The sequence below is a fragment of the Pusillimonas noertemannii genome, from assembly GCF_003096595.1.
GTDB lineage: Bacteria > Pseudomonadota > Gammaproteobacteria > Burkholderiales > Burkholderiaceae_B > Pusillimonas > Pusillimonas noertemannii.
The window spans coordinates 1,429,069-1,453,326 of sequence record NZ_QEKO01000001.1; the positions used below are offsets into that span (position 1 = coordinate 1,429,069).

Annotated in this window: 24 protein-coding genes; 21 read left to right on the top strand and 3 right to left on the bottom strand. The window is 61.3% G+C overall.

What is annotated here, in order from left to right:
• Window positions 1-53: 53 nt before the first annotated feature.
• The 7 genes from C7440_RS06905 (at window position 54) to kce (ending at window position 7,748) form a co-directional block, all read left to right on the top strand.
• Window positions 54-1,136 (top strand): amidohydrolase family protein, encoded by a 1,083-nt coding sequence (locus tag C7440_RS06905; RefSeq protein WP_116517899.1) that lies wholly within the window; start codon window positions 54-56, stop codon window positions 1,134-1,136.
• Between the two features lie 58 nt (window positions 1,137-1,194).
• Window positions 1,195-2,868 carry a carboxylesterase/lipase family protein gene (locus C7440_RS06910; protein ID WP_116517900.1) on the top strand — a complete coding sequence of 558 codons (1,674 nt, stop codon included), beginning with the start codon at window positions 1,195-1,197 and terminating at the stop codon, window positions 2,866-2,868.
• 99 nt (window positions 2,869-2,967) lie between these two features.
• Complete coding sequence (locus C7440_RS06915) at window positions 2,968-4,050, top strand: C4-dicarboxylate TRAP transporter substrate-binding protein (protein ID WP_116517901.1); 1,083 nt, start codon at window positions 2,968-2,970, stop codon at window positions 4,048-4,050.
• Window positions 4,047-4,634, top strand: coding sequence for a TRAP transporter small permease subunit (locus C7440_RS06920; protein WP_116517902.1), 588 nt, complete (start codon window positions 4,047-4,049; stop codon window positions 4,632-4,634). The genes C7440_RS06915 and C7440_RS06920 overlap by 4 nt, the downstream gene beginning before the upstream one ends.
• The gene (locus C7440_RS06925) at window positions 4,631-5,968 is read left to right on the top strand and encodes a TRAP transporter large permease (RefSeq protein WP_116517903.1); all 1,338 of its coding nucleotides are present in this window, start codon (window positions 4,631-4,633) and stop codon (window positions 5,966-5,968) included. Before C7440_RS06920 ends, C7440_RS06925 begins: the two co-directional genes overlap by 4 nt.
• 43 nt (window positions 5,969-6,011) lie before the next feature.
• Window positions 6,012-6,788, top strand: a complete 777-nt coding sequence (locus tag C7440_RS06930; RefSeq protein ID WP_116517904.1) for a cyclase family protein — start codon at window positions 6,012-6,014, stop codon at window positions 6,786-6,788.
• Between the two features lie 24 nt (window positions 6,789-6,812).
• Window positions 6,813-7,748 (top strand): 3,5-dioxohexanoate:acetyl-CoA acetone transferase, encoded by a 936-nt coding sequence (gene kce, locus C7440_RS06935; protein WP_116517905.1) that lies wholly within the window; start codon window positions 6,813-6,815, stop codon window positions 7,746-7,748.
• 58 nt (window positions 7,749-7,806) lie between these two features.
• On the opposite strand, the gene rsgA is transcribed toward kce, so the two are convergent.
• Window positions 7,807-8,724 carry a ribosome small subunit-dependent GTPase A gene (gene rsgA, locus C7440_RS06940; RefSeq protein ID WP_116517906.1) on the bottom strand — a complete coding sequence of 306 codons (918 nt, stop codon included), beginning with the start codon at window positions 8,722-8,724 and terminating at the stop codon, window positions 7,807-7,809.
• Complete coding sequence (locus tag C7440_RS06945) at window positions 8,714-9,961, bottom strand: M48 family metallopeptidase (RefSeq protein WP_116517907.1); 1,248 nt, start codon at window positions 9,959-9,961, stop codon at window positions 8,714-8,716. The genes rsgA and C7440_RS06945 overlap by 11 nt, the downstream gene beginning before the upstream one ends.
• Before the next feature lie 47 nt (window positions 9,962-10,008).
• Between C7440_RS06945 and orn the strand changes: the two genes are divergently transcribed.
• From orn to C7440_RS06980, 7 genes are read left to right on the top strand one after another with little or no spacing between them, the layout of a single operon-like run.
• A complete protein-coding gene (gene orn / locus C7440_RS06950) occupies window positions 10,009-10,554 on the top strand; it encodes an oligoribonuclease (protein ID WP_116517908.1) in 546 nt (181 codons plus the stop codon).
• Window positions 10,551-11,339, top strand: a complete 789-nt coding sequence (paaG, locus tag C7440_RS06955; RefSeq protein WP_116517909.1) for a 2-(1,2-epoxy-1,2-dihydrophenyl)acetyl-CoA isomerase PaaG — start codon at window positions 10,551-10,553, stop codon at window positions 11,337-11,339. Before orn ends, paaG begins: the two co-directional genes overlap by 4 nt.
• A 5-nt stretch (window positions 11,340-11,344) precedes the next feature.
• The gene (gene acpS, locus C7440_RS06960) at window positions 11,345-11,794 is read left to right on the top strand and encodes a holo-ACP synthase (protein ID WP_116517910.1); all 450 of its coding nucleotides are present in this window, start codon (window positions 11,345-11,347) and stop codon (window positions 11,792-11,794) included.
• A complete protein-coding gene (gene nagZ, locus C7440_RS06965) occupies window positions 11,778-12,851 on the top strand; it encodes a beta-N-acetylhexosaminidase (protein ID WP_116517911.1) in 1,074 nt (357 codons plus the stop codon). Before acpS ends, nagZ begins: the two co-directional genes overlap by 17 nt.
• On the top strand, window positions 12,814-14,640 hold the full coding sequence (gene uvrC, locus C7440_RS06970; protein WP_116517912.1) for an excinuclease ABC subunit UvrC: 1,827 nt from the start codon (window positions 12,814-12,816) through the stop codon (window positions 14,638-14,640). Before nagZ ends, uvrC begins: the two co-directional genes overlap by 38 nt.
• Before the next feature lie 19 nt (window positions 14,641-14,659).
• Window positions 14,660-15,241: a CDP-diacylglycerol--glycerol-3-phosphate 3-phosphatidyltransferase gene (gene pgsA / locus C7440_RS06975; protein WP_116517913.1), complete on the top strand. Its 582-nt coding sequence runs from the start codon at window positions 14,660-14,662 to the stop codon at window positions 15,239-15,241.
• Window positions 15,242-15,260: 19 nt separating this feature from the next.
• Window positions 15,261-16,544, top strand: a complete 1,284-nt coding sequence (locus C7440_RS06980) for an MFS transporter (protein ID WP_116517914.1) — start codon at window positions 15,261-15,263, stop codon at window positions 16,542-16,544.
• Between the two features lie 574 nt (window positions 16,545-17,118).
• Here C7440_RS06980 and queF read toward each other — a convergent pair.
• Window positions 17,119-17,940: an NADPH-dependent 7-cyano-7-deazaguanine reductase QueF gene (gene queF / locus C7440_RS06985; RefSeq protein ID WP_116517915.1), complete on the bottom strand. Its 822-nt coding sequence runs from the start codon at window positions 17,938-17,940 to the stop codon at window positions 17,119-17,121.
• A gap of 275 nt (window positions 17,941-18,215) precedes the next feature.
• Here queF and aceA point away from each other — a divergent pair, with 275 nt between their 5' ends.
• From aceA to ccoP, 7 genes are all read left to right on the top strand, one after another.
• Complete coding sequence (gene aceA / locus C7440_RS06990; RefSeq protein WP_017523222.1) at window positions 18,216-19,538, top strand: isocitrate lyase; 1,323 nt, start codon at window positions 18,216-18,218, stop codon at window positions 19,536-19,538.
• 220 nt (window positions 19,539-19,758) lie between these two features.
• The gene (locus C7440_RS06995) at window positions 19,759-20,742 is read left to right on the top strand and encodes a P-type ATPase actuator domain-containing protein (protein ID WP_116517916.1); all 984 of its coding nucleotides are present in this window, start codon (window positions 19,759-19,761) and stop codon (window positions 20,740-20,742) included.
• A gap of 6 nt (window positions 20,743-20,748) precedes the next feature.
• Window positions 20,749-20,895 carry a cbb3-type cytochrome oxidase assembly protein CcoS gene (gene ccoS / locus C7440_RS07000; protein ID WP_164544783.1) on the top strand — a complete coding sequence of 49 codons (147 nt, stop codon included), beginning with the start codon at window positions 20,749-20,751 and terminating at the stop codon, window positions 20,893-20,895.
• A 50-nt stretch (window positions 20,896-20,945) separates the two neighbouring features.
• Window positions 20,946-22,457 (top strand): cytochrome-c oxidase, cbb3-type subunit I, encoded by a 1,512-nt coding sequence (gene ccoN, locus C7440_RS07005; protein ID WP_017525340.1) that lies wholly within the window; start codon window positions 20,946-20,948, stop codon window positions 22,455-22,457.
• Window positions 22,458-22,470: 13 nt separating this feature from the next.
• Window positions 22,471-23,127 carry a cytochrome-c oxidase, cbb3-type subunit II gene (gene ccoO, locus C7440_RS07010; RefSeq protein WP_116517918.1) on the top strand — a complete coding sequence of 219 codons (657 nt, stop codon included), beginning with the start codon at window positions 22,471-22,473 and terminating at the stop codon, window positions 23,125-23,127.
• Window positions 23,127-23,342, top strand: coding sequence for a cbb3-type cytochrome oxidase subunit 3 (locus C7440_RS20225; protein ID WP_017525338.1), 216 nt, complete (start codon window positions 23,127-23,129; stop codon window positions 23,340-23,342). The genes ccoO and C7440_RS20225 overlap by 1 nt, the downstream gene beginning before the upstream one ends.
• Window positions 23,335-24,252: a cytochrome-c oxidase, cbb3-type subunit III gene (gene ccoP / locus C7440_RS07020; RefSeq protein ID WP_116517919.1), complete on the top strand. Its 918-nt coding sequence runs from the start codon at window positions 23,335-23,337 to the stop codon at window positions 24,250-24,252. The genes C7440_RS20225 and ccoP overlap by 8 nt, the downstream gene beginning before the upstream one ends.
• Window positions 24,253-24,258: the final 6 nt, after the last annotated feature.

A 24,258-nucleotide genomic window follows, 5' to 3' on the forward strand; every position in this document is an offset into this window, starting at 1 on the left:
GCATCCGAGCATTTGAAACGCCCTGATCATCGGGCCCGCTTGAGCTGACTGCCATGTTGCATACCTGTTCCCCGACCTGCCACCACGACCCAAGCGTCAGAAGAGCGCGAGGTCCAGGGCTTACCGTCGACTTTCATTGCCATTTGTTTGATTCGCAAGTAGAGGAACTCGTCGCCCCTCTTCCGCAGAAGGCGGCCGAGCTAGAAATGCTTGCCCGGACTCAAGGGGAGGCGGCGTGTCGCCATAACAATGAGGTCATGTTCCCGAGTGCGTTCAGGCGAATGGAGTCGCTTGAAGAGCGGCTCGGCGATATGGACGCAATGGGTGTTGACATACAAGTGCTCAGCCCCTCTCCGACTCAGTACTACTACTGGGCGGATGAGCGCCTGGCGGAGGAGCTGTCCGGCATTCTCAATGAGCGTATCGCTCGGGCATGCTCGCTGCATCCGCAACGCCTGAAAGGCATTGGGTCGGTTGCGTTACAGCATCCCCGGCTGGCTGTCGAGCAGTTGCATCACGCCGTTGAAAAACTGGGTCTCTGCGGCGTGGAGGTATCGAGCTTGATAGCAGGGAAAGACCTCGTGGATTCATCGCTCGAGCCTTTCTGGGCGGCGGCAGAAAAATTGGGCTGCGTGGTTTTTCTTCATCCGCTGGGAACTACGCTTGGGGAGCGTCTTGCAACGCATTACCTCTCAAATATCGTGGGCCAGCCGCTCGAGACGACTATTGCGTTGACCAAAATGATATTCGAAGGCGTTTTCGAGCGCTTCCCCCGCCTGCGTATTCTGGCAGCGCACGGGGGCGGATTCCTGGCTTCATACTCAGGCCGCGCTCTACATGGTGCGGCCGCTCGGCCAGATGTCGGAAGAGGCACCGGTAAAGCAGTGTTCGATTGCCTAAGGCGAAATGTCTGGTTCGACACCGTTGTATACGACCCAAGGATTCTACGGCACTTGATTGAAACTTTCGGCGCAAATCGTCTGGTCGTGGGTACCGACTATCCGTTTGATATGGGGAGCTACAACGTGCACGAACTGATAGACGCCATACCCAGCATTACAAAAGACGAGCGGGCCATGATATTGGGAGAAAACGCTCTGGATCTGCTCGGGATGGCTGTATCCCCGCGACACTAAGAAGCATCGACGGAGCATCGTCGATGCTGGAACTGGTTTGTTTTAGGAAGGAGACAAAATGATTGAGGCAGACTTGCTTGTTGAAACTCGGCAGGGCATTTTACGCGGGGCGATCGAGGAAGGCACACGCGTGTTTCACGGGGTTCCTTACGCGCGGCCGCCTGTGGGCGAGCTTCGCTTCCGCGCGCCACGTCCTATGCAGGCTTGGCAAGGTATACGCGATGCCACTGTTCCGGGGCCCGCCTCTTATCAAGTGAATCTCGATAACGTGCAGCGCGTGTTGCAGATCGCTGAGGAGATGGCCCCTGATTTGCCCGGCATTATGGCGTGGCCGGGATATGTCAATGAAACTTATCATCACGGCAATATCAGTGAAGATTGCCTTTATCTCGACATATGGCTCCCGGAGCATGCGGGCGATGGCCCCTTGCCCGTCTATGTTTACTATCATGGCGGTGCAAATGCGGTTAGTTCAGGGCATTTTCCGTTGGAGCGAGGCGCGAATCTGGCTCGCGAAGAGAACATTATTGTGGTGCGCCCCACATACCGAATGGGCGCGCTTGGCTGGGTTCATTTTGGCTTGATCAGCGACCAGTTGCCCGAAGCTGTGAATGTTTCGGTACAAGACCAGATAGCGGCGTTGCAGTGGGTGTACGAGAATATTTCCGCTTTTGGCGGTGACCCCCAAAACATTACGATCGGGGGGGAATCCTGCGGTGCCACGGCGGTTTCACACCTGCTTGTGAACCCGACAGCTCAGCCCTTGATAAAGCGCGCCATTGTCCATTCATTGTCTCCATTCAACCTTTGGTGCACGCAACCAAAACAAGATGCGGCGCGGGTAGCTCAAGAGTATCTGAACCTCTTGAATATCAGCGATGCAGCGGAGCTAATGACCATCAGTCCCGAAAGGCTCATTGCGGTGCACAGTGTAATGGCGCGCAGATTTGATCCTGATATCAATTTCGCTTGGAGGCCGGTCGGCGCTGTCGACGATGGCGATATCCTGCCGGGCTTGCCGGTTTCCGTGCTGGCGAACTCCAAGTACCCACGACAGGACTTCGAGCTGATGATCGGGTTCGCCAAAGACGAATGGCAGTTTTTCAGGGGGCATTCTCACACGGTCAGCGAGGGCTCCCGATCCGAGGTATTGAATGTTTTGCAGCAGGTTTTCTCGGACGATGCCCAACAGGTGCTGGATGAGTACCAAGCGCTTTATCCAGATCAGGTAAAACCCGGCCAGTTGCTCAGTGACATTATGTCGTTTGAATTTTTCAAAGGCCCGTCGCTGGAAATCGCGAGCAATTTCGCGCAGCAGGGCTTTCCTGTCTACGTCTTTCAGTTTTCATACGATCTGCCAGGATACGGAGGCTATTTGCGGGCCGTACATACTGGAGACATGCCTTTTATTTTCAGGAATCTAAGCGAGAGCGACCTGAAGATGTGGCCGGCATTCGATGGCGCCGATCGGCAGGAACTGCGTCAGGTGACGGCCGAGTTCGGCGCCTTGTATGGGCAGTTCATTCGTAATGGAAATCCAGGAAACCAGTGGCCCGCCTTTACCGAGGAAAAACAGACCGTCTTGTGGTTTGGCAAGACCATTGAGGCGAAAGAGCGCCTCTTGACCTCTGAACAGAGCATCTTCGCGGAGCATGGCTTTGGCCACGTCGATTCGCTTGAGCAGCGGTTGGCGTTGAACCTGGATGCTGCGTTTGACGCTGAACACCGTTGAGTTCGCTCATGACTTCTGGCTGTTGAGCCAGTCTTGATTTGCCATCGTGGCCTTGCGATTGGCAACCCCATTTAAATAACTAACAAACCGGAGACAAATATGATTTCTCGACGCACATTCAACACCGCGGCCTTGCTTTCATTGGCTGGTGCTGCCATGCCAGCTCTAGGACAAAAGAAGACTCCCAAGAAGCTGCGGGTGACGGTCGCTTCTGGCCACCCTCCTGTATTTCTGTGGGTAAAACTGCTAGACGACTTTTTGATCCCTGAGATTGATCGAAGGTTGGAGGCCGCAGGGGGAGATTATCAAATCGAATGGACCAAGGCCTGGGGCGGAACTCTTATCAAGCTCGGTGCGGAGTCAAAGGGAATCGCCGATGGGATTGCCGATATCGGTTATGTAAGCACGATCTTCGAAGCGCCTAATTTCCCCTTGCAGAACATTTCATACCATTTGCCATTTACAACCAGCGATATTGGCATCATCACCAATATCATGGATAAGCTTCAGGAAGATATCCCCGCCGTTGGAGACGCGTGGACGAAGAATGGATTGGTTTATTTGGGTAGCTCGGCTCTTGATTCATACCAGTTGTTCACGAATTTTTCGTTCGAGTCGGTAGACGATCTGAAGGGAAAGAAAATCGCCATACCCGGACCCACCGGGAACTGGTTCCATGGAACCGGTTCCGTAGGAGTACCGGGTACCCTCAATACGTACTACGAAGATATTAAGTCGGGTGTTTCACAGGGCGTACCGATCTTTGCCACAGGAGGATGGGGCGCCAAGGTTTTCGAAGTTGCACCTCATCTAACCTTGACGAACTTCGGCTCGCAGTATGCGGGTGGAATCGCTTTTGGAAAGCGCCGTTTCGAAAAATTGCCTCCGGAGGTGCAAGCGATATTCAAAGAGGTTGGCAGCGAGTACAGCCGTCGCTTCACAAAGGCGCAGACTGACGCCACAGCGGAAGTGATACGCAAGATGAAGGAGGCTGGAACACAAGTTAAGGAGTTGCCGGAGGCGGAGCGCGTCCGATGGGCAAACCTGTTGCCTTCTACGGGCACGAGTTGGGCTAAAGAGATGGAAGCCAAGGGGCTGCCCGGAAACAAAGTGCTGGAAGGTTTCATGGCCGAATTGAAGCGTGCTGGAGTCAACGTACCTCGGGATTGGGCTAATACATGACTAACGTTGAATATCCTAATCTCGATCTACGAAGGAGGGCGGTCGTTCCTGACGAGTCTTATGGAATGCCGCTCCCCGGCGGCCTTCACCGCGTCACCCAGGTGCTCAACGCAATAGGAACCGTCTGGATTCTTGCGATGATGTTGCTGATTAACGCGGATATTTTGGGCCGGGAACTTTTTGATTCTCCACTACGCGGTACAACCGAGTTCATTTCGATTTCCATCACCGGGATCGTATTTTTACAACTTGCGGATACCTTTGTCGCCGGCCGCATGGCTCGTGCCGACGTTTTGCTGGGGGGGCTCAAGCGCGCGGCGCCGCGTGCTGCTGCGCTCTTGAACGCCCTGTTTCATGTCACAGGCGCAGGGCTCTTGGCCATTATTTTGCACGCAAGCTGGCAGCCGCTTCTCAGATCGATACAGATCCAGGAGTACATCGGTTCACTGGGGGATTTCACCATGCCCGTTTGGCCGGTGCGCCTCACCATGCTGGTTGGCATGGTAGCCGCATTGGTCGCGTGTCTGCTTTTAGCATGGCTCGATGTGCGTCGCATGGCGCTGTTGGGAGGTAAAACCTCATGATGCCGATTGAAATTGCGGGTCTATCATTGATTTTGATGCTGGCGCTTATTTGGGCCGGCATGCATGTGGCTATTGTTTTGGGCGTGGTTTCGTTTATCGGTGTCTGGCTTATACGCGACGATGCCGGGATCGCGGCCGACATGCTGGCGCAAGCCAGCCAGGACGCGATTTCGAGCCATATTTTCGGCGTTGTGCCGCTCTTTGTGTTAACCGGATTTCTGGTGGCCAAGGCCGACATCGGCAAGGACGCCTTTGCCGTTGCCGACCAGCTATTGCGACGGTTGCGCGGGGGGCTCGGAGTGGCCACGGTCGCTGCGAACGCCGTATTCGCCGCCATTACCGGCATCTCGATTGCGTCTGCAGCTGTTTTCACCAGAATCGCCACTCCGGAAATGATCCGCTTCGGATACAACAAGCGATTTTCGGTTGGCGTCGTCGCCGGATCATCGGTGCTGGGCATGCTGTTGCCGCCTAGTCTCCTGATGATTCTTTACGGTTTCTTGGCCAACGTGTCGGTCGGCGATCTTTTTACCGCGGGGATCGTTCCAGGCTTGTTCCTGGCGTTGGTCTACTCTGTCGCAATCATTCTCATGGCGACGCTGAATCCGAAATGGGTTTATCAAACTCAAGCAGGCGGCCTCATCCGCCGCGAAGGGGAAGACCAGCCCACGATGACACTTTGGGTGATGGCGAAAAAACTTTTTCCGAGCGTGTTATTGATCGCTTCAGTGTTGGGCGGGTTGTACGCCGGTTTTTTCACGGCGACCGAAGCCGGCGCGACGGGAGCGGCCATGGCGCTGATCATAGCTATTGTCCGAAGGAGGCTCACCTTAAAAACCTTCTGGGCGGTATTGACGGAAACAGGCCATATCACCGTAGCGGTCAGCTTTCTTATCATCTGTGCCAGTATTTATACGCGGATGCTCGCCATGTCCGGTATGCCGCAATTTCTCACAGAGTGGCTTACCAGCCAGGGCATGGGCGCCACGGGATTTCTGATGGTCTACATATTGATCGCTATTGCGCTGGGCACGATCATAGATGCTTCGTCGATCATTTTGATCATGCTGCCGTTAATGCTACCGGTGGCCGAATCACTCGATATCAACTTGATCTGGCTGGGCATCCTGACCATAGTCGCGGTTGAAACCGGTGTGATCACCCCGCCCTTCGGGTTATCGGTGTATGTCATAAAAAGCTCGCTCGAAGATCAATCCATCACCCTTGGAGACATTTTCCGCGGCGCTATGCCATTCCTCCTGATGATGCTTTTCGTGCTGGTGGTATTGGTGTTTGTTCCCGAACTCAGTCTAGTGCTATTGAAGCAGCCATGAAACATGCATACGTCTCGCACTTGAAACATAAAGGAATCATGCAATGACCCGCCGCTATGTCGATATTTCCGTGCCTTTGGAAACGGATATTGCTTCAGACCCCCCAGGCCACCTTCCATACATTAAGTATTTCGACCATCACGCTACCGCCGCGGATGTGGTTTCTTTTTTTCCGGGTGCCACGGTTGGGGATCTTCCGGGCGGAGAAGGCTGGGCGATAGAACGCCTAGACGTTTCGACCCATAACGGCACTCATCTGGACGCGCCTTACCATTTTCATTCCACGATGGATGATGGGCAACGGGCGATAACCATTGACGAGGTGCCGCTCGAGTGGTGTTTCAGTCCGGGAGTGAAGCTGGATTTCCGCCATCTGCCTGACGGCCATGTGGTTACTGCCCAAGAGGTCGAAGCTGAACTCGAACGCATTGGATACGAACTTCGCCCGCTGGATATTGTTGTCGTGAACACTGCCGCGGGCGCCAGATACGGGCGTTCGGACTATGTATCGGCGGGTTGCGGAATGGGACGCGAGGCGACGTTGTACCTGACTGAGCGCGGTGTGCGGGTAACGGGCACGGACGCGTGGAGCTGGGACGCTCCCTTTAATTTTACGGCTCAACGCTTCGCCCGGGAAGGCGACGCTTCGGTAATCTGGGAGGGCCACCGTGCGGGCATGGTCCGAGCTTATTGCCACCTCGAGAAGCTGGGCAACCTTGAACAATTGCCTCCGTTTGGTTTCACCATCAGTTGTTTCCCATACAAGATTCGAGGCGCATCTGCCGGGTTTACGCGGGCCGTAGCGATATTTGAAGAGTAGTTTTCAATGTTTAAGGAGTAGTCAATGTCCGGCAAGCGGTCACCTGTCATCATTAGCTGTGCAATCACCGGAGCCATCCATACCCCCACTCTTTCTGACGCTTTGCCCTATACGCCGGACGATATTGCCGATCAGGCGATCGAGGCGGCCGAAGCGGGTGCGGCGGTATTGCATTTACACGCTCGACGTCCTCATGACGGCGGCGTCAGCATAGCCCCCGAGGATTTCGCAAAGTTTCTACCCAGAATTAAAGCTTCTACGAATGCCGTCATCAATCTGTCGACGGGGGGCAGCTTGCTGAACACGATTGAGGAGCGGATTGCCCCGGCCCTGCGGTTTTCACCCGAAATGTGTTCTATGAATATGGGATCAATGAATTTCAGCTTTCACCCGCTGGCAGGGCGTCATGAGAAATGGAAGTTCGATTGGGAGAAGGACTATATCGCGAACTCGGACGGATACATTTTTCGCAATACGTTTGCAGACATAAGCAAAGCCGCGACCCAGCTTTCTGCCCACGATACCAAGTTCGAACATGAGTGCTACGACGTGGGGCACTTGTATAACTTGCGTTTCTGTATGGACTCAGGCCTTTTCAAGGCGCCTATTTTCATCCAGTTTGTTTTCGGGATATTGGGCGGGATCGGAGCCGACGTCGATAATTTAATTTTCATGAAGCGTACGGCTGACCGGCTTTTTGGCGATAGTTATCGCTGGTCGGTCCTCGGGGCGGGCGGGGCTCAGATGCGGCTGGCCGCAACAGGCAGTCAGATGGGCGGCAATGTGCGAGTAGGGCTCGAGGATTCCTTGTATATATCGCATGGAACCCTGGCGCAATCGAACGCGCAGCAGGTGGCGAAAGTCCGGAGGATCATTGAGGAGCTGGGTTCGCGCGTTGCGTCGCCTGATGAGGCGCGCGAGATGCTGGGTTTGAAGGGGGTTTCTCGGGTAAGTTTTTGAGCGGCGCAGGTCCGGCTCGAAAACCGCGTCGTCGATTCCTGAAGCCTTCGCGGCCTCCTTAATATCTTTCTTGGGCTTCGTTTTCCGCCAGGATGCGCAGATACAGTTCGTGGCGCTCGGGCTGGATGCTGCCTTCTTGCACGGCGGCCAGCACGCCGCATCCCGGTTCGCGCCGGTGGGTGCAGTTGTAGAAGCGGCAGTGCGCCGCACGTTGCGCGAACTCGGGGAAGCCGCGCTCGATGTCGCCGGGGCTTAGATGAAACAGGCCGAAGTTCTGGAAGCCCGGGGAATCGATAAGCGTTCCGTCGCCGCCGGGCAGGTGATACAGCCGCGTGCTGGTGGTGGTGTGCCGGCCCGCGTCAAGGGCGATGGAGTGTTCCTGCGTGGCGGCTTGGGCCTGCGGCACCAGGGCGTTGAGCAGGCTGGATTTGCCCATGCCGCTTTGCCCCAGCAGCAGGCTGCATTTGCCCCGCAGATGCGGCAGCAGCGCCTGCGTGGTTGCCTGGGTGTCCAGGGCATTGGTCAGCAATACGGGAATGGGCGGCTGGTATGCCGAAGACAAGGCGTGAACCCGGCCCTGGGCCTTGTCGAGCCCATCGGCAATATCGGCTTTGTTCAGGATGATCAGCGGGGCGATGTCGGCGCTGTGCGCCGCCACCAGGGCGCGCCCGACCAGGTCGGGTGAGAAGGCGGGCTCGACGGCCACCACCAGAAGCAGCTGGTCGACGTTGGCGGCAAACTGCTTGGTGCGCATGTCGTCCGAGCGATAAAGCAGATTGCGTCGCGCCTGAATGCTTTCAATGACGCCTTCGGAGTCGCCCTGGGGCCGGATAAGCACGAGGTCGCCGACGGCGGGGCCGGATTTCTTTCCGCGTGGAAAGCACTGGCGCGTGGCGCCGCCGACCATCTCTACCGTGTAGTGGCGGCCGTGGGAGGCGATGATGCGCCCCGCAACAAGGGAAGGGTCAGGCGCCATGCCGCAGTTTCTGGATCCGCAGGGCGGCGGGCGGATGGCTGTCGTAGAAGGCCGAGTGCACCGGGTCGGGCGTCAGCGTGGCGGCGTTGTCGTCGTACAGCTTGACCAGGGCCGACACCAGGGCGTCGGCCGAGGACTGGCTGGCGGCGTAGCGGTCGGCCTGGAACTCGTCGCGGCGTGAAAACCAGCTTGCCAGCGGCGTGACCCAGAAGGTGAACACCGGCACGACCAGGAAGAACAGGATCAGGGCCAGGGCATCGTTGGGGCGGCCCAGTTGGGGAATGACGCCCAGGCCGGTGTAGAACCACACCTGTTGCGCCAGCCAGCCGAGCAGCGCGAAAAAGCCCAGGGCGGCAGCGAAGCTGACGGCCATGCGCTTGATGATGTGGCGATGCTTGAAGTGGCCCAGTTCGTGCGCCAGCACGGCTTCGATTTCCATGGGGTCGAGGCGCGCCAGCAGGGTGTCGAAGAACACGATGCGCCGGTTGCGGCCGAAACCGGTAAAGTAGGCATTGCCGTGGGCCGAGCGCCTGGAGCCGTCCATGACGAACAGGCCATTGAGCCTAAAGCCGCAGCGCTGCGCCAGGGCATTGACCCGCTCGGCCACGTCGGTATTTTGCAGCGGGGTGAACTTGTTGAACAAGGGCGCGATCACCGTGGGAAACAGCCAGATGACCAGGAAATTGAAACCCACCCACACGGCCCAGGCCCACCATATCCAATGTTGCCCGGCATTGCCCATGACCCACAGCACCAGGGCCACCAGCGGGGCGCCCAGAAGCAGGGTAAGCAGCAGGCCCTTGGCCAGGTCCGCCACGAACAGGCGGGGGGTTACGCGGTTGAAGCCGAAGCGGGCTTCCAGCCCGAACTTGCGCCAGACAGTGAAGGGCAGGCCCACCAGGCCCACGATGGCCACCACCGACCCGATCAGGGCCAGTTGGCGCCACATTTCGGAATCAATGGCCCGGCCCCACTGCAGGTCGAGCCATTGCAGGCCGCCCAGCAGAGTCAGCACCACCAGCAGCGCGGCTTCGACCAGGGTCTCGACCATGCCCAGCCTGACCTTGGCCAAGGTATAGTCGGCGGCACGCTGGTGGCTGCGCAGGCCGATGCGGTCGGCGAACTCGGCGGGCACCTGGTCGCGGTGCCGCAGCACGTGGCGCATCTGGCGCGACGCGACCCAGGCACGGGTGGCCAGATCGGCAAATAAAAAGGCAATGAACCACAAGGTAAACATAAGCGGCCGGCAGGTATGAGAAAATCGCTTTTTTAAGGAAGGATTATATGGCGGTTAATGAACAGCGTCTGGTTTGGCTCGATCTCGAGATGACGGGCCTGGACCCTGAAAAAGAACGCATCATCGAAGCGGCGGTGGTGGTGACCGAGCCCGACCTCACTTTCGTGGCCGAAGGGCCGGTGCTTGTCGTTCACCAAAGCGACGAGCTGCTGAACGCCATGGACAAATGGAACACGTCCACGCACGGCAAAAGCGGCCTCACCGACAAGGTCAAGGCCTCGACACTGACCGAAGAACAGGCCGAGGCCCAACTGCTGGCTTTTCTGTCGCAGCATGTTCCCGCGGGCAAGTCGCCGCTGTGCGGCAACACGGTGGGGCAAGACCGGCGCTTCCTGGTCAAGTACATGCCCCGGCTCGAGGCCTTCTTCCATTATCGCAATCTTGACGTCAGCACGCTCAAAGAGCTGGCCTTGCGCTGGAAGCCCGCGGTATACAGAAGCTTTGCCAAGCAAAGCCGCCACGAGGCCCTGGCCGACATCTACGAATCCATCGAAGAGCTCAAGCACTATCGCGAGCATTTCATCAAGCTATGACCTACGAAAACATATTGTTCGAGCTGCGGGACGGCATTGCGCGCCTTACGCTCAATCGTCCCGACAAGCTCAACAGCTTCACGGCCGACATGCATGCCGAGGTGGCCCAGGCGCTTGGCCGGGTCGAGCAAGAGGGCGCCCGCGTCCTGGTGCTTACCGGCAGCGGCCGGGGTTTTAGCGCCGGGCAGGATCTTTCTCAACGGGTTGTCAAAGAAGGCGCCCCCCCGGTCGATCTGGGCGCCAGCATCGAAAAATACTATGGGCCGCTGGTCAAGCGGCTGCGTGCGCTGCCCATGCCGGTGGTGGTGGGCGTGAACGGCGTGGCCGCCGGAGCGGGCGCCAACCTGGCCCTGGCCGGAGACATCGTCATCGCGCGTGCCTCGGCCAGCTTCATCCAGCCTTTCTGCCGGCTGGGCCTGCTGCCCGACACGGGCGGCACCTACGCCCTGCCGCGCCTGGTGGGGCCCGCCCGGGCCATGGGCCTGGCCATGCTGGGCGACAAGCTCAGCGCCGAGAAAGCCGCCCAGTGGGGCCTGATCTGGGAATGCGTGCCCGACGAACAGTTCGAGGCTCGGCTGCAAGAGCTGGCCGTGCATTTTTCCACCGCGCCCACCATGGGCCTGGCCGCCACCAAGCAGGCGCTCAATCAAAGCCTGAACAACACCCTGGCGCAGCAGCTCGACCTGGAACGCGACCTCATGCGCGAACTGGGCCGCAGCCAAGACTACCAAGAGGGCGTGCAGGCCTTCCTGGGTAAGCGCAGCCCGGTGTTCAAGGGCCGCTAAGCAACATGAACCTGCCTCCTTCCGTCGCCATCGCGGGCATAGGCACCGACATCGTGCGGGTCGATCGCGTGCAGGGCGTTTTCCAGCGCCAGGGGCTCAAGTTCGCCCAACGCATATTGGGCGACCAGGAATACGCGGTGTTCCAGCGCCGTCACCAGCGCGACCCCAATCGGGGCATGCGCTACCTGGCCACCCGGTTTGCGGCCAAAGAGGCGTTTTCAAAAGCCATAGGCCTGGGCATGCATGCGCCCATGTCATGGCGCCTGATGCAGGCGTTGAATGCGCCGGGGGGCAGGCCGGTCGTGCGGCTGGACGGCGCCCTGGCGCACTGGTATGCGGCGCGCTACGGCGCCGCCCACATTTCCCTCAGCGACGAAAGCGACACGGCCATGGCCTTCGTGGTGATCGAGCCGCTGCCCAATACGGATTCCACTTTTCATGACACGCAACCCTAGCCCCGACAACGCCGATTCCACCGTCCTGCCCCCGGGGCCCGTCATGGTCGACGTCGAGGGTACGGAACTGACCGAACATGAAAGGCAGCGTCTGCGCCACCCCCTGGTGGGCGGCGTCATCCTGTTCGCGCGCAACTTCAGCGGCCGCGAACAGCTTGCCGCCCTGTGCCGCGACATTCACGCGGCGCGCGACGAGCCCCTGCTCATCGCCGTCGACCACGAGGGCGGCCGGGTGCAGCGCTTTCGCAGCGACGGCTTCACGGCCTTGCCGCCCATGTCGGCCTTTGGCGAGATATGGATGGACGATTCGCTGGCCGCCATGCGCCTGGCCACTGAAACGGGCTACGTGCTGGGCGCCGAGCTGCGCGCCTGCGGCGTCGACCTTAGCTTTACGCCTGTGCTCGACCTTGATTACGGGGGCAGCCAGGTGATCGGCAACCGGGCCTTCCATCGCGAGCCCCAGGTGGTGGCCATGCTGGCCAGGGCCCTGATACAGGGCTTGATGCTGTCGGGCATGGCCGCCTGCGGCAAGCATTTTCCCGGCCATGGTTTCGTGCAGGCCGATTCGCACCACGAAATTCCCGTGGACGAGCGCAGCTTCGAGGAAATCATGCAGGAAGACGCGGCCCCCTACGGCTGGCTGGGCGACATGGTGCTGCCCTCGGTCATGCCGGCCCACGTCATCTATCCCAAGGTCGACGCAAGCCCCGCGGGCTTTTCGCGCTACTGGATACAGACCGTGCTGCGCGACAATCTGGCTTATGATGGCGTGGTGTTTTCCGACGACCTGACCATGGAAGGCGCTACCGTGGCGGGCGATATCCTGGCCCGCGCGCAGGCCGCACTGGCGGCGGGCTGCGACATGGTGCTGGTGTGCAACCGCCCCGACCTTGCCGACGAGCTGCTGGGGCGCCTGCGGCACGAGCCTTCGCCGGCCTCGCAGCAGCGCATCCGCCGCCTCATGCCGCGCCAGCCCGCACCCGACTGGCAGACACTGCAGAGCCTTGCCCGTTACCAGTATGCCCGACAGCTTCAATCTCAAATCGTTCCTGGCTGACCTGCCACCCTTGCCGGGCGTGTACCGGCACCTCGATGCCAAGGACGAGGTGCTTTACGTCGGCAAGGCCAGCAACCTCAAGAAGCGGGTCTCGTCGTACTTCCAGAAGAACCTGGCCAGCCCGCGCATCGCCCACATGGTGGCCAGGGTGGCGCGCGTCGAGGTTACGGTCACGCGCTCCGAGGCCGAGGCGCTGCTGCTTGAAAACAACCTCATCAAGCGGCTGCACCCGCGCTACAACATTCTGTTTCGCGACGACAAGTCGTACCCCTTCCTGCACATCACCGGGCACGAGGCGCCCCGCATTGCCTACTATCGGGGCAGCACCAGCGGCAAAGGCCGCTATTTCGGGCCTTATCCCAATGCCTGGGCGGTGCGCGAAACCATCCAAATACTGCAAAGGGTGTTTCGCCTGCGCACCTGCGAAGACAGCGTCTACGCCAACCGTTCGCGCCCTTGTCTACTGCACCAGATCGCGCGCTGTTCGGCGCCCTGTGTGGGGCTGATCTCGGCCGCCGACTACCAGGCCGACGTCGAGCGAGCCATCCGCTTTCTTGACGGCCACGCCAAGGAGGTGCTGGACGACATCGAGCAGCGCATGCTTCGGGCTTCCGACGAGCTCGATTTTGAACAGGCCGCCGTGCTGCGCGACCAGATGGGTGCACTGGCCCGGGTCCTGCAGCAGCAGACCATGGAGCAGGTGGGCAGCGACGATGTCGACATCATCGCCGTCGTGGCCGCGGGGGGAAGGGTGTGCGTCAACCTCGCCATGGTGCGGGGCGGCCGCCATCTGGGCGATCGGGCCTTCTTCCCCACCCATGCCGACGGCGACGAGCCGGGCGACGTGCTGGCCGCCTTCGTGGCCCAGCATTATGTGGACGGGGGCTTGCCGCCCCTGCTGGTGTGTTCGCACAAGCTGCCCGACCCGGGCCTGCTCAAGCTGCTGGCCGAGCAGACGGGCGTCAAGGCGCGCATGCTGACCCGCCCGCAGGGCGTGCGCCGCACTTGGCTCGAGCAGGCGCAGAAAAATGCCGAGATGGCCCTGGCGCGCATGCTGACCGAATCCAGCGCCCGTTCGGCGCGCACGCTGGCGCTGGCCGAGGCGCTGGACCTGGACACCGACGAGGCGGCGCTGGACGCCATGCATATCGAGTGCTTCGACATCAGCCACACGGCCGGCGAGGCCACCCAGGCCTCTTGCGTGGTCTACCGGCATCACGACATGCAGCCCTCGCTGTATCGCCGATACAACATTGCCGGCGTGACGCCGGGCGACGACTACGCCGCCATGCGGCAGGTGCTCACCCGGCGCTTCAGCCGCGTCGCCGACGGCGACGCCGAACTGCCCACCCTGGTGCTGATCGACGGCGGCAAGGGCCAGGTCGAGGTGGCGCGCCAGGTGTTTGCCGAGTTCGGGCTGGACATCCACGTCATCGTGGGCGTGGCCAAGGGGGAAGGGCGCAAGGTGGGCCTGGAAACCCTGGTCTTTGCCGACGGGCGCAGCCCGGTGGCCCTGGGCGGTGAATCGGCGGCCCTGATGCTGGTGGCGCAGATACGCGACGAGGCGCACCGCTTTGCCATCACCGGCATGCGGGCGCGGCGCGCCAAGGCGCGCAATGTGTCGCGGCTTGAGGAAATCGAGGGCGTGGGCGCCCGCCGCCGGCAGAAGCTGCTGGCCCGCTTCGGTGGCTTTTCGGGGGTGGTGGCCGCCAGCGAGGACGATCTGCGCTCGGTCGAAGGCATTTCAGACGAACTTGCCGAGCGAATCTATCAGGCGCTGCGCAGTTAGCGATGGTAGTATTATCCCTATGCCTTTGAACTTCCCAATCGTGCTCACGTGGCTGCGCATTGCCATGATCCCGCTGCTCGTGGCGCTGTTCTACGTGCCCCACGATTGGCTGCCCCCAACCTCCCGCGACACCATCGCTGCGCTGGCCTTCATCTTTGCCGCGCTGACCGACTGGTTCGACGGCTGGCTGGCGCGCCGCTGGAACCAGACCTCTTCCTTCGGCGCCTTTCTCGACCCGGTGGCCGACAAGCTCATGGTGTGCACGGCGCTGCTCATCCTGCTCGACCTGAACCGGGTCGACGCCGTCATAGCGCTGATCATCATCGGGCGCGAAATCACCATCTCGGCGCTGCGCGAATGGATGGCCAAGATCGGCGCCAGCGGCAGCGTGGCCGTGCATTGGCTGGGCAAGTTCAAGACCGGGGCGCAAATGGTGGCGATTCCGTGCCTGCTGTACTGGCAAGAGCTGTTCGGGGTGTCCAGCGTATGGGTGGGCCACGTGCTGATCGTGGTGGCGGCCATACTGACCATCTGGTCGATGTGCTATTACCTGCGCCGCGCCTGGCCCCAGATACGCGACCGTGCCGGCCGCGATGTTTAACCGCATTTAAGATTTCATCATGGTAGCAACCACTTTCGATCAATTCGCCGATACGCCGGCCATCAAGCGCCGCGACTGGAAAATCATAGGCCTTATCGGCGCAGGGCACTCTTGCTCTCACTTCTTCCAGCTGGTCTTTCCCACTCTGTTCCTGCCCCTGGCCGCCGAGTTCGGCTTCGACTTCGTGCAGCTGGGCCTGCTGGCCTCGATGTTCTTCGTCGTTTCCAGCCTGGGCCAGGCCTCGTCGGGCTTCGTTGTCGACCGCATCGGCCCCACCCCGGTATTGCGCTTCGGCCTGGCCTGCTTCGTGGTCTCGGGCGTGCTCATCGGGCTCTCGACCAACTACGCCATGCTGATGCTGGCCGCCATCATCGGCGGCGCCGGCAACTCCGTCTTCCATCCGGTTGATTTCTCCATCATCAACCACCGCGTCAGTTCGCGCCGGCTGGGGCACGCCTTCAGCACCCACGGCTTTACCGGCAACCTGGGCTGGGCCCTGACCCCGGTATTCATGACCACCCTCATCCACCTGGGCGACTGGCGCCTTGCCGCCTTCGGCGCCGCCGGCCTGGTGGCCGCCGTGCTCTTCCTTATCTGGATAGGCCGCGACCTGCTGGCCGGCCGCAACGAAGAGCGCCCCGCGGCCAAGCCCAAGGCCGGTGAAACCCCCGACCTGGCCCAGCAGTCGGTGGGGCGCACCCTGGCCACGCTGCTGGTGCAGCCCGCCCTGTGGGGCGCCTTCTTCTTCTTTGCCTGCACCTCCATCGCCCTGTCCGCCGTCCAGAACTTCACCATTCCCATGCTGGGCGACGTCTACGGCATCGACAAGGTCATGGCCGGCACCACGCTTTCCGGCTACATGTTGGCCTCGGCCCTGGGCATGATCGCCGGCGGCTTCCTCGTCAACGCCACCCCCAACACCGAGCGCACCGTCGCCCTGTCCCTCATCGCCGCCGGCGCGCTGCTGGTGCTGCTGGCCTCCGGCGTGCTCATCTCGCCCCTGGCCATGATCGTAGTCGGCCTGGCCGGCTTCTGCGCCGGCGTCTCCACCCCCTCGCGCGACATGCTCATCCGCCGGGTCACCCCCAAGGGCGCCACCGGCACCGTCTACGGCCTGGTCTATTCCGGCATGGACGTCGGCGCCTCGCTGGGCCCCGTCGGCTTCGGCCTGATGCTCGACGCCGGCCACACCCAGGGCCCCTGGATAGGCGCCGCCATCGCCTTCGTCGCCGCTTCCGGCCTGGCCATGATGGTCGCCCGCTCCGTCAACGCCCGCACCAGCCCGCAAGCCGTGGCGGGGTAGCTGCCCCGCGCTGGCGGTTCGTTCCCGAACTACCTTCATTTTGTAAAAAGCCCATCCTGAATATTCCGGATGGGCTTTTTTCAATCGATGAGTGTGCCCCGACGCTTGGCACTAAGAGGTATTGCCTGAGGAAGCACTGGGTTCGCAATGCCCTCGCGTTACTCAATTGCAAGCCGGTGGCGAGGCTAGGGTTTCCAGCGGGCGTCGGAGGGCGCCGTGTTCAGCGCGTTTGTGCGGGGGCAGTCGGCGGGGGTTTGTTCGAGTCCCGAAGCGCGTAGCGCTGAGGTCGAGTTCTCCCGCCGCCCGTGCAAACGCGCTGAACACGGGGAGTTCGGCCACGGGCCGAACCGCCCGACCGCCCGCTGGAAACCCTAGCCTCGCCGCCGGCGCTTTAGAACCCAAACGAACGCAGCTCCATGCAAGCAAGCTCAACGAATGAAAGCAAATGCCCAGAAGCGTATCGCGACGAACCAGTTCGTACATGAATCGAGGCGAGCTTTCCGTTCATCAAGATGAGAAGGGCAACTCAAATTGAACCCTGGCTGCAATGAACAGCAGCCTTGGCCTGCACTGCCTACTGACGAACAGTCCGCACCTGCGAAACCTCAACTTTCGAACTGGCCCGCCAAGGATTGATGTCCAGCCCCCCGCGCCGCGTATAGCGCGCATACACCAGCAAAGACTCGGGCCGGCAGATCCGCCAGATATCGCAGTACATCTTCTCGACGCAATGCTCATGAAATTCATCATGCCGGCGCAGCGACACAATGTACTTCAGCAGCGCCGCCCGGTCGATCTGCGGCCCCGTGTAGCGGACCTGCACACTTGCCCAGTCCGGCTGGCCCGTGACCGGGCAATTGGACTTCAATAGATCGGACACCAGCGTTTCCTCGACCACCGCCCCGCCGGGCACGCAGCGCAGCAGTTCGGGCGAAGGCGTGTATACCTCGATCTCCACATCGATATCATCGATGTTCTCGCCCTCGAGCGCCTCATATCCTTGCCCCGCCTGCCTGCCCACACGCGTGATTTCGACCTCTACCGTCGCACCGCAGGCCGCGGCCAGGTCTGCGCGCATCCGCTCGCCCACCTCTTGCTCGTTCGCGAACCGCTCGTCATTGAACGAATTCAGATAAAGCTTGAACGACTTCGACTCCACCAGCCTGGGGCTGCTGTGGGGAAAGACGAAGCGCGCCGTCGCCACAATGGGCTTGCCCCGTGGGTTGAGCCAGGAGATTTCATAGGCGTTCCAGATGTCGGCTCCGGCCCAGTCGGGCAGCGGGCCCAGGGTCTGGCGATTGGGGGCCCGGTCGATGGGGAACAGCAGCTTGGGATCGTAGGACGTGGGGTAGACCACTTCCTGCCCCAGGGGCGCATGGATGAGAGGCGTATTCATGAGACGAATTGTAGCCCGCGCAGCCGTAGCCACAGATGAATTTCACAATGTGGAAGAAAAAGACCGCCATATGAAAACCCCGTGCTGCAGGGCAGCGCAGCATCTTTCATAAAGGAGAAAATCGTTTTGCATTATGGAATGAATTTATTATTTCATTGATTTTAAAAGAAAATATTTTTAGTCTTATATAAGACATAAGTGTGTTTTGCTTTGCACAAGAGGCGTAGAATTTTTTCCATACCCGGTCTCTTTTTTCACTCATCAGGAGCAAAACCATGTCCAAACGCGAACAGGAAGTGCGTGATCTGCAAAACCAATGGGCCGAAAGCCCGCGCTGGCAGGGCGTAAAGCGCGGCTACGGCGCCGAAGAAGTCGTGCGCCTGCGCGGTTCGGTGGCCGTCGAGCACACGCTGGCGCGGCGCGGTTCCGAAAAACTGTGGTCCCTGTTGCAGAGCGAAGATTTCGTCAATTCGCTGGGTGCGCTTACCGGCAACCAGGCCATGCAGCAGGTCAAGGCCGGCCTCAAGGCCATCTACCTCTCGGGCTGGCAGGTGGCGGGCGACGCCAACCTGGCGGGTGAAATGTACCCCGACCAGTCGCTGTACCCCGCCAATTCCGTGCCCCAGGTGGTTCGCCGCATCAACAATGCCCTGGCCCGTTGCGACCAGATCCAGTGGATGGAGGGCGCCGAGCCCGGAGACCAAGGCTACATCGATTACTTCGCTCCCATCGTGGCCGACGCCGAAGCCGGTTTTGGCGGCGTGCTCAATGCCTTCGAGCTGATGAAGGCCATGATCGAGGCGGGCGCCGCCGGCGTGCACTTCGAAGACCAGCTGGCTTCGGTCAAGAAGTGCGGCCACATGGGCGGCAAGGTGCTGGTGCCCACCCGCGAAGCCGTGTCCAAGCTGACATCGGCGCGGCTGGCGGCCGACGTCATGGGCGTGCCCACGGTGCTGCTGGCCCGCACCGACGCCGACGCCGCCGATCTCATCACCAGCGATGTCGACGAGAATGATCATCCTTTCATTACGGGCGAGCGCACGGCCGAAGGCTTCTTCCGCACGCGCGCCGGTATCGACCAGGCCATTTCGCGCGGCCTGGCCTACGCGCCGTATGCCGACCTGCTGTGGTGTGAAACCTCCACGCCCGACCTGGCCTACGCGCGCCGCTTCGCCGAGGCCATCCACAAGCAGTTCCCCGGCAAGATGCTGGCCTACAACTGCTCGCCCTCGTTCAACTGGAAGAAGAACCTGGACGACGACACCGTGGCGCGCTTCCAGCGTGAGCTGGGCGCCATGGGCTACAAGTTCCAGTTCATCACGCTGGCGGGCTTCCATGCCTTGAACTACGGCATGTTCGAACTGGCCCACGGCTATGCCCGCCGCCAGATGAGCGCCTTTGTCGAGCTGCAGCAGAAAGAGTTCGCCGCCGCCGAACTGGGCTTTACCGCGGTCAAGCACCAGCGCGAAGTGGGCACGGGCTATTTCGACGCCGTGACGCAGACCATCGAGGGCGGCCAGTCGTCCACCACTGCGCTTAGCGGTTCGACCGAAGAGGCGCAGTTCGAAGGCCAGGCGGCCGGCCGCAAGGTGGCCTGATCCGGGCCTTGCCGTCCCGGCATGCGAAGAGAAGGGGGCGCGGCGTGGCCGCGCCCCTTTTTGCATCGGCGGCGGGGCTGCCGCCCGCCTGTGAAAGGTTGGGGCGGAGAAAAGACGGCAGGGCGGACAGGACGATAGCGCGTGTTCGGTACGGGAACATGCCGTGCCTTGATCTATATCAAGGCGGCACGCGCGGGGCAACGCTATAGTTCGTCACACCATGCGCGCCTTCTCGATTTTTTCCCTTCCCGATACGCTCGCGCACAGCCAGCGGCTTCAGCGGCGGCACATGCTGGCCCGGCTGGGCCTGGCGTGGCTCGCCATGATGCAGGTCATGATGTTCGCCTTTCCGGGCTACCTGCGCAACCGGCCCATGGGCGCCGAAGATCAAAGCTTCCTGGACAGCGCCATCGTGCTCATGAACTGGGTCAGCCTGGCGCTGACCCTGCCGGTCGTGCTGTATTGCGCCTGGCCCGTGTGGCAGGGGGCGTTGCGCCGTATGCGCCAGGCCAGCATCAGCATGGACGTGCCCGTGGCGCTGGGCATCGTCGCCGCCTTCATACCCAGCGCCTATGCCACGTATGCCGGGCACGGCGAAGTCTATTTCGATTCGGTCACGATGTTCGTGGCCTTTCTGCTTACGGCACGCTACCTCGAGCTCTGCGCGCGCCAGGCCGTGGGCAGCGGACGCATGCACGAGGCCATCGAGGCGCATCGCATCGTCCTGTCGTCCAGGGCCGACCGGATCGCCATCTGGTTCACCATCATCCAGCTTGCGGTGGCCTTCGCGGCCGGCGCCGTCTGGTACATGCATGCGCCCGAACGCGCGGTGGGCATCATGGTCGCCATGCTGGTCATCAGTTGCCCCTGTGCCATGGCCATGGCCGTGCCCACCTCCATCGCCGCCGCGCACGCCAGCCTCATGGCGCGGCCGTCCACTTCCGAACACGAATTGGCCGGCCTGGTCCGCGCCAGCGAGCGCATTGCGCGCCAGAGCCTGCTGGGCGCCATGCTGTGGCACGTGCTGATGATGCCCCTGGCCGCCATCGGCTGGGTGCAGCCCTGGCTGGCGGCCATTACCATGCTGCTGTCCTCGCTGGCGGTGGCGGCCAATGCCTGGCGATTGTTCCGGCGGCAAACCGCAACGTCGGCGACGGGCCTGCCCGTCGCCGGCCAGCGTCCGTTCAGCGTCGACAGGCCGTAGGCAGCCATGGAGGCGATGTTTCTGCTGATCGCAATATCGCTGGTCTTCGTGGTGGCGATCGGCGTGGCGTTCTGGTGGGCGATTTTCGCCGGACAGTTCGACGACAGTGATTCGGCCGCCAAGTCCATACTGGGCGACGAAGAAAATGAATGAATCGGCATCCAGCCGACAAGAATCTTATTTGTTTGTATTAGGGGAAATCCATGGGTACTTCGGGTACGATGGCCGGCCAGCCGGAAACCTTCAACTATGGCGTGGTCCGGCAGTTCACGATCATGACCATATTCTGGGGCATCGTCGGCATGGGCGTGGGGGTGCTGATCGCAGCCCAACTGATCTGGCCTGAGCTGAACTTCAACACGCCTTGGCTCAGCTATGGCCGCCTGCGCCCCGTGCACACCAACACGGTCATCTTCGCCTTCGGCGGCACGGCGCTGTTCGCCACCTCGTACTATGTGGTGCAGCGTACCTGTCAGGTGCGCCTGTTTTCCGACAAGCTGGCCGCCTTCACCTTCTGGGGCTGGCAGCTGGCCTTGTTCCTGGGCTTCTTTACGCTGCCCATGGGCTTCACCACCACCAAAGAGTACGCCGAGTACGAATGGCCCATCGACATCCTGATCGCCCTGGTGTGGGTCTCGTATGCCGTGGTGTTCTTCGGCACCATCGCCAAGCGGCGCGTCAAGCACATCTACGTGGCCAACTGGTTCTACGGCTCGTACATCCTTACCATCGCCGTGCTGCACATCTTCAACAACATCGAGATTCCGGTCTCGCTGTGGAAGTCCTACTCGGCCTATGCGGGCGTGCAGGACGCCATGGTGCAGTGGTGGTACGGCCATAATGCGGTGGGCTTCTTCCTGACCACCAGCTTCCTGGGCATGATGTACTACTTCGTGCCCAAGCAGGCCGACCGTCCCATCTACTCGTACCGCCTTTCCATCGTGCACTTCTGGGCCCTGGCCTTTACCTATATGTGGGCCGGCCCGCACCATCTGCACTACACCTCGCTGCCTGACTGGACCCAGGCGCTGGGCATGGTGTTCTCGCTGATTTTGCTGGCGCCTTCGTGGGGCGGCATGATCAACGGCATCATGACGGTCTCGGGCGCCTGGCACAAGCTGCGCACCGACCCCATACTCAAGTTCCTCGTCACGGCGCTGTCGTTCTACGGCATGGCCACGTTCGAGGGCTCGATGATGTCCATCCGCACCGTCAACGCCCTGTCGCACTACACCGACTGGACTGTCGGCCACGTGCACGTGGGCGCGCTGGGCTGGGTCGCCATGATCACCTTCGGCTCGTTCTACTACATGATCCCGCGCCTGTACGGCCGCACCTCCATGGCCAGCATCAAGCAGGTCGAGCTGCACTTCTGGCTGGCCACCCTGGGCGTGGTGCTGTATATCAGCTCGATGTGGGTGGCCGGCGTCATGCAGGGCCTGATGTGGCGCGCTACCGGCGCCGACGGCACGCTTACCTACAGCTTCGTCGAGGGCGTCAGCGCCACCTATCCGCTGTACGCCATCCGGCTGATCGGAGGCCTCTTTTTCCTGAGCGGCATGTTCGTCATGGCCTGGAACACCTATCGCACCGTCAAGGGCCAGCCCAAGCCCAACCCCGAGGTCTACAAGTACAACCCGGACAGCACCGACCCCACCCTGGTGGGGCCCGCATTACCCCAGACGGCGCCCGTCGCCGCCAAAGTGGTCGCTTAAAGGAAGCCTTGACATGGCAAGCAAGCAAAAAAAAGGTTTTACCCACGAGCTGCTCGAAACCAACGTCGGGCTGCTGATCTTCTTCAGCGTGCTGGTGATCTCCATCGCGGGGCTGGCGCAGATCATTCCCTTGTTCTTCCAGCACTCCACCACCAAGCCGGTGGCGGGCGTGCAGCCCTACGAGGCGCTGCAGCTCGTCGGCCGCGACGTGTACATACGCGAAGGCTGCGTGGGCTGTCATTCGCAGCAGATCCGCATGCTGCAGTCCGAAGTGCAGCGCTACGGCCCCTATTCGGTGGCGGGTGAATTCGTCTACGACCATCCCTTCCTGTGGGGCTCCAAGCGCACGGGCCCCGACCTGGCGCGCGTGGGGCAGCGCTACTCCGACGACTGGCATCGCATCCACCTGCGCAATCCGCGCGCCGTCGTGGCCGAGTCGAACATGCCGGCCTATCCCTGGCTGCAGCACAACACGGTCGAGGGCGCCAACATTCAAGAGCGCATGCGGGTGCTGCGCTACCTGGGCGTGCCCTACACCGACGAGCAGATCGAGGCGGCCCCGGAAGCCCTCCAGGGCAAGACCGAAGAAGACGCCATCGTCGCGTATCTGCAGGGGCTGGGCGTGGCGGGCCGCGAGGCGGCCGCCGACATCATGGCAGGAGAACCCTGATGTCCATGCTCAACGGAATCGCGACCCTGGTCGCATTGCTTACCTTCATCGGCATCGTCTGGTGGGCCTACTCGCGCGGCAGGTCCAAGGCCAATCGAGATGCGTCGATGCTGCCTTTCGCCCAGCCGGACGAAGCCGAGCAGGCGGCCCGCGAAGAAGCCGAAGAAAAGGCGGGCGAGGCAGAAAAAAAGAAACAAGGGGAATCACATGAGTGACTTTTTCAGCGGTTTTTGGAGTTACTACATTTCGATCATCGCGCTGGGCGGCATCGTCTTTTGCGTGTGGCTGCTTTTTTCGCAGCGCGCCTGGCTCAAGAAAGAAGTCAAGCAGGCCGAGAACACCGGCCACGTGTGGGACGGCAACCTGTCCGAGCTCAACAACCCCGTGCCTCGCTGGTGGACGGTCTTCTACCTGCTTCTGTGCATATTCGCCCTGGGCTATCTGGTGCTGTATCCGGGGCTGGGCAGGTTCCAGGGCGTGCTCGACTACTCGTCCGCCGAGGCGGTGCGCGCGGCGCAGCGGGCGCAGGCCGAGCAGATACAGCCCGTGTATGCGCGCTACGAAAGCCTGAGCATTCCGCAGATCGCGGGCGACCACGAGGCCCAGCAGATCGGCCAGCGCCTGTTCCTGAACAACTGTGCGCAATGCCACGGCTCCGACGCCCGCGGCGGCCCGAGCTTTCCCAACCTGACCGACGGCGACTGGCTGTACGGCGGTTCGCCCGAGCAGATCGAGCAGACCATCACCAAGGGCCGCCACGGCGTCATGCCGCCCTGGCGGGGCACAATCAAACCCGCCGAAGCGTCCGACATCGCGCAATATGTGCGTTCGCTTTCGGGCCTGGCGGCCGATTCGCTGCGCGTTGTGCCGGGCAAGCGCGGCTACGACACCTACTGCGTGGCCTGCCACGGCGTCGAGGGCAAGGGCAACCAGGCAGTGGGCGCGCCCAACCTTACCGACAACGTGTGGCTGCACGGAAGCTCCGAAGCCACCATCGTCGACATCATCCTCAATGGCCGTGAAAACCACATGCCGGCGCAAGAGCGCATCCTGACAGCGCAGCAGATCCGCATGCTGACCGCCTGGGTGTGGGGCCTGTCCAACGAGGGTGAAACCGCCGACTGAAGAGAA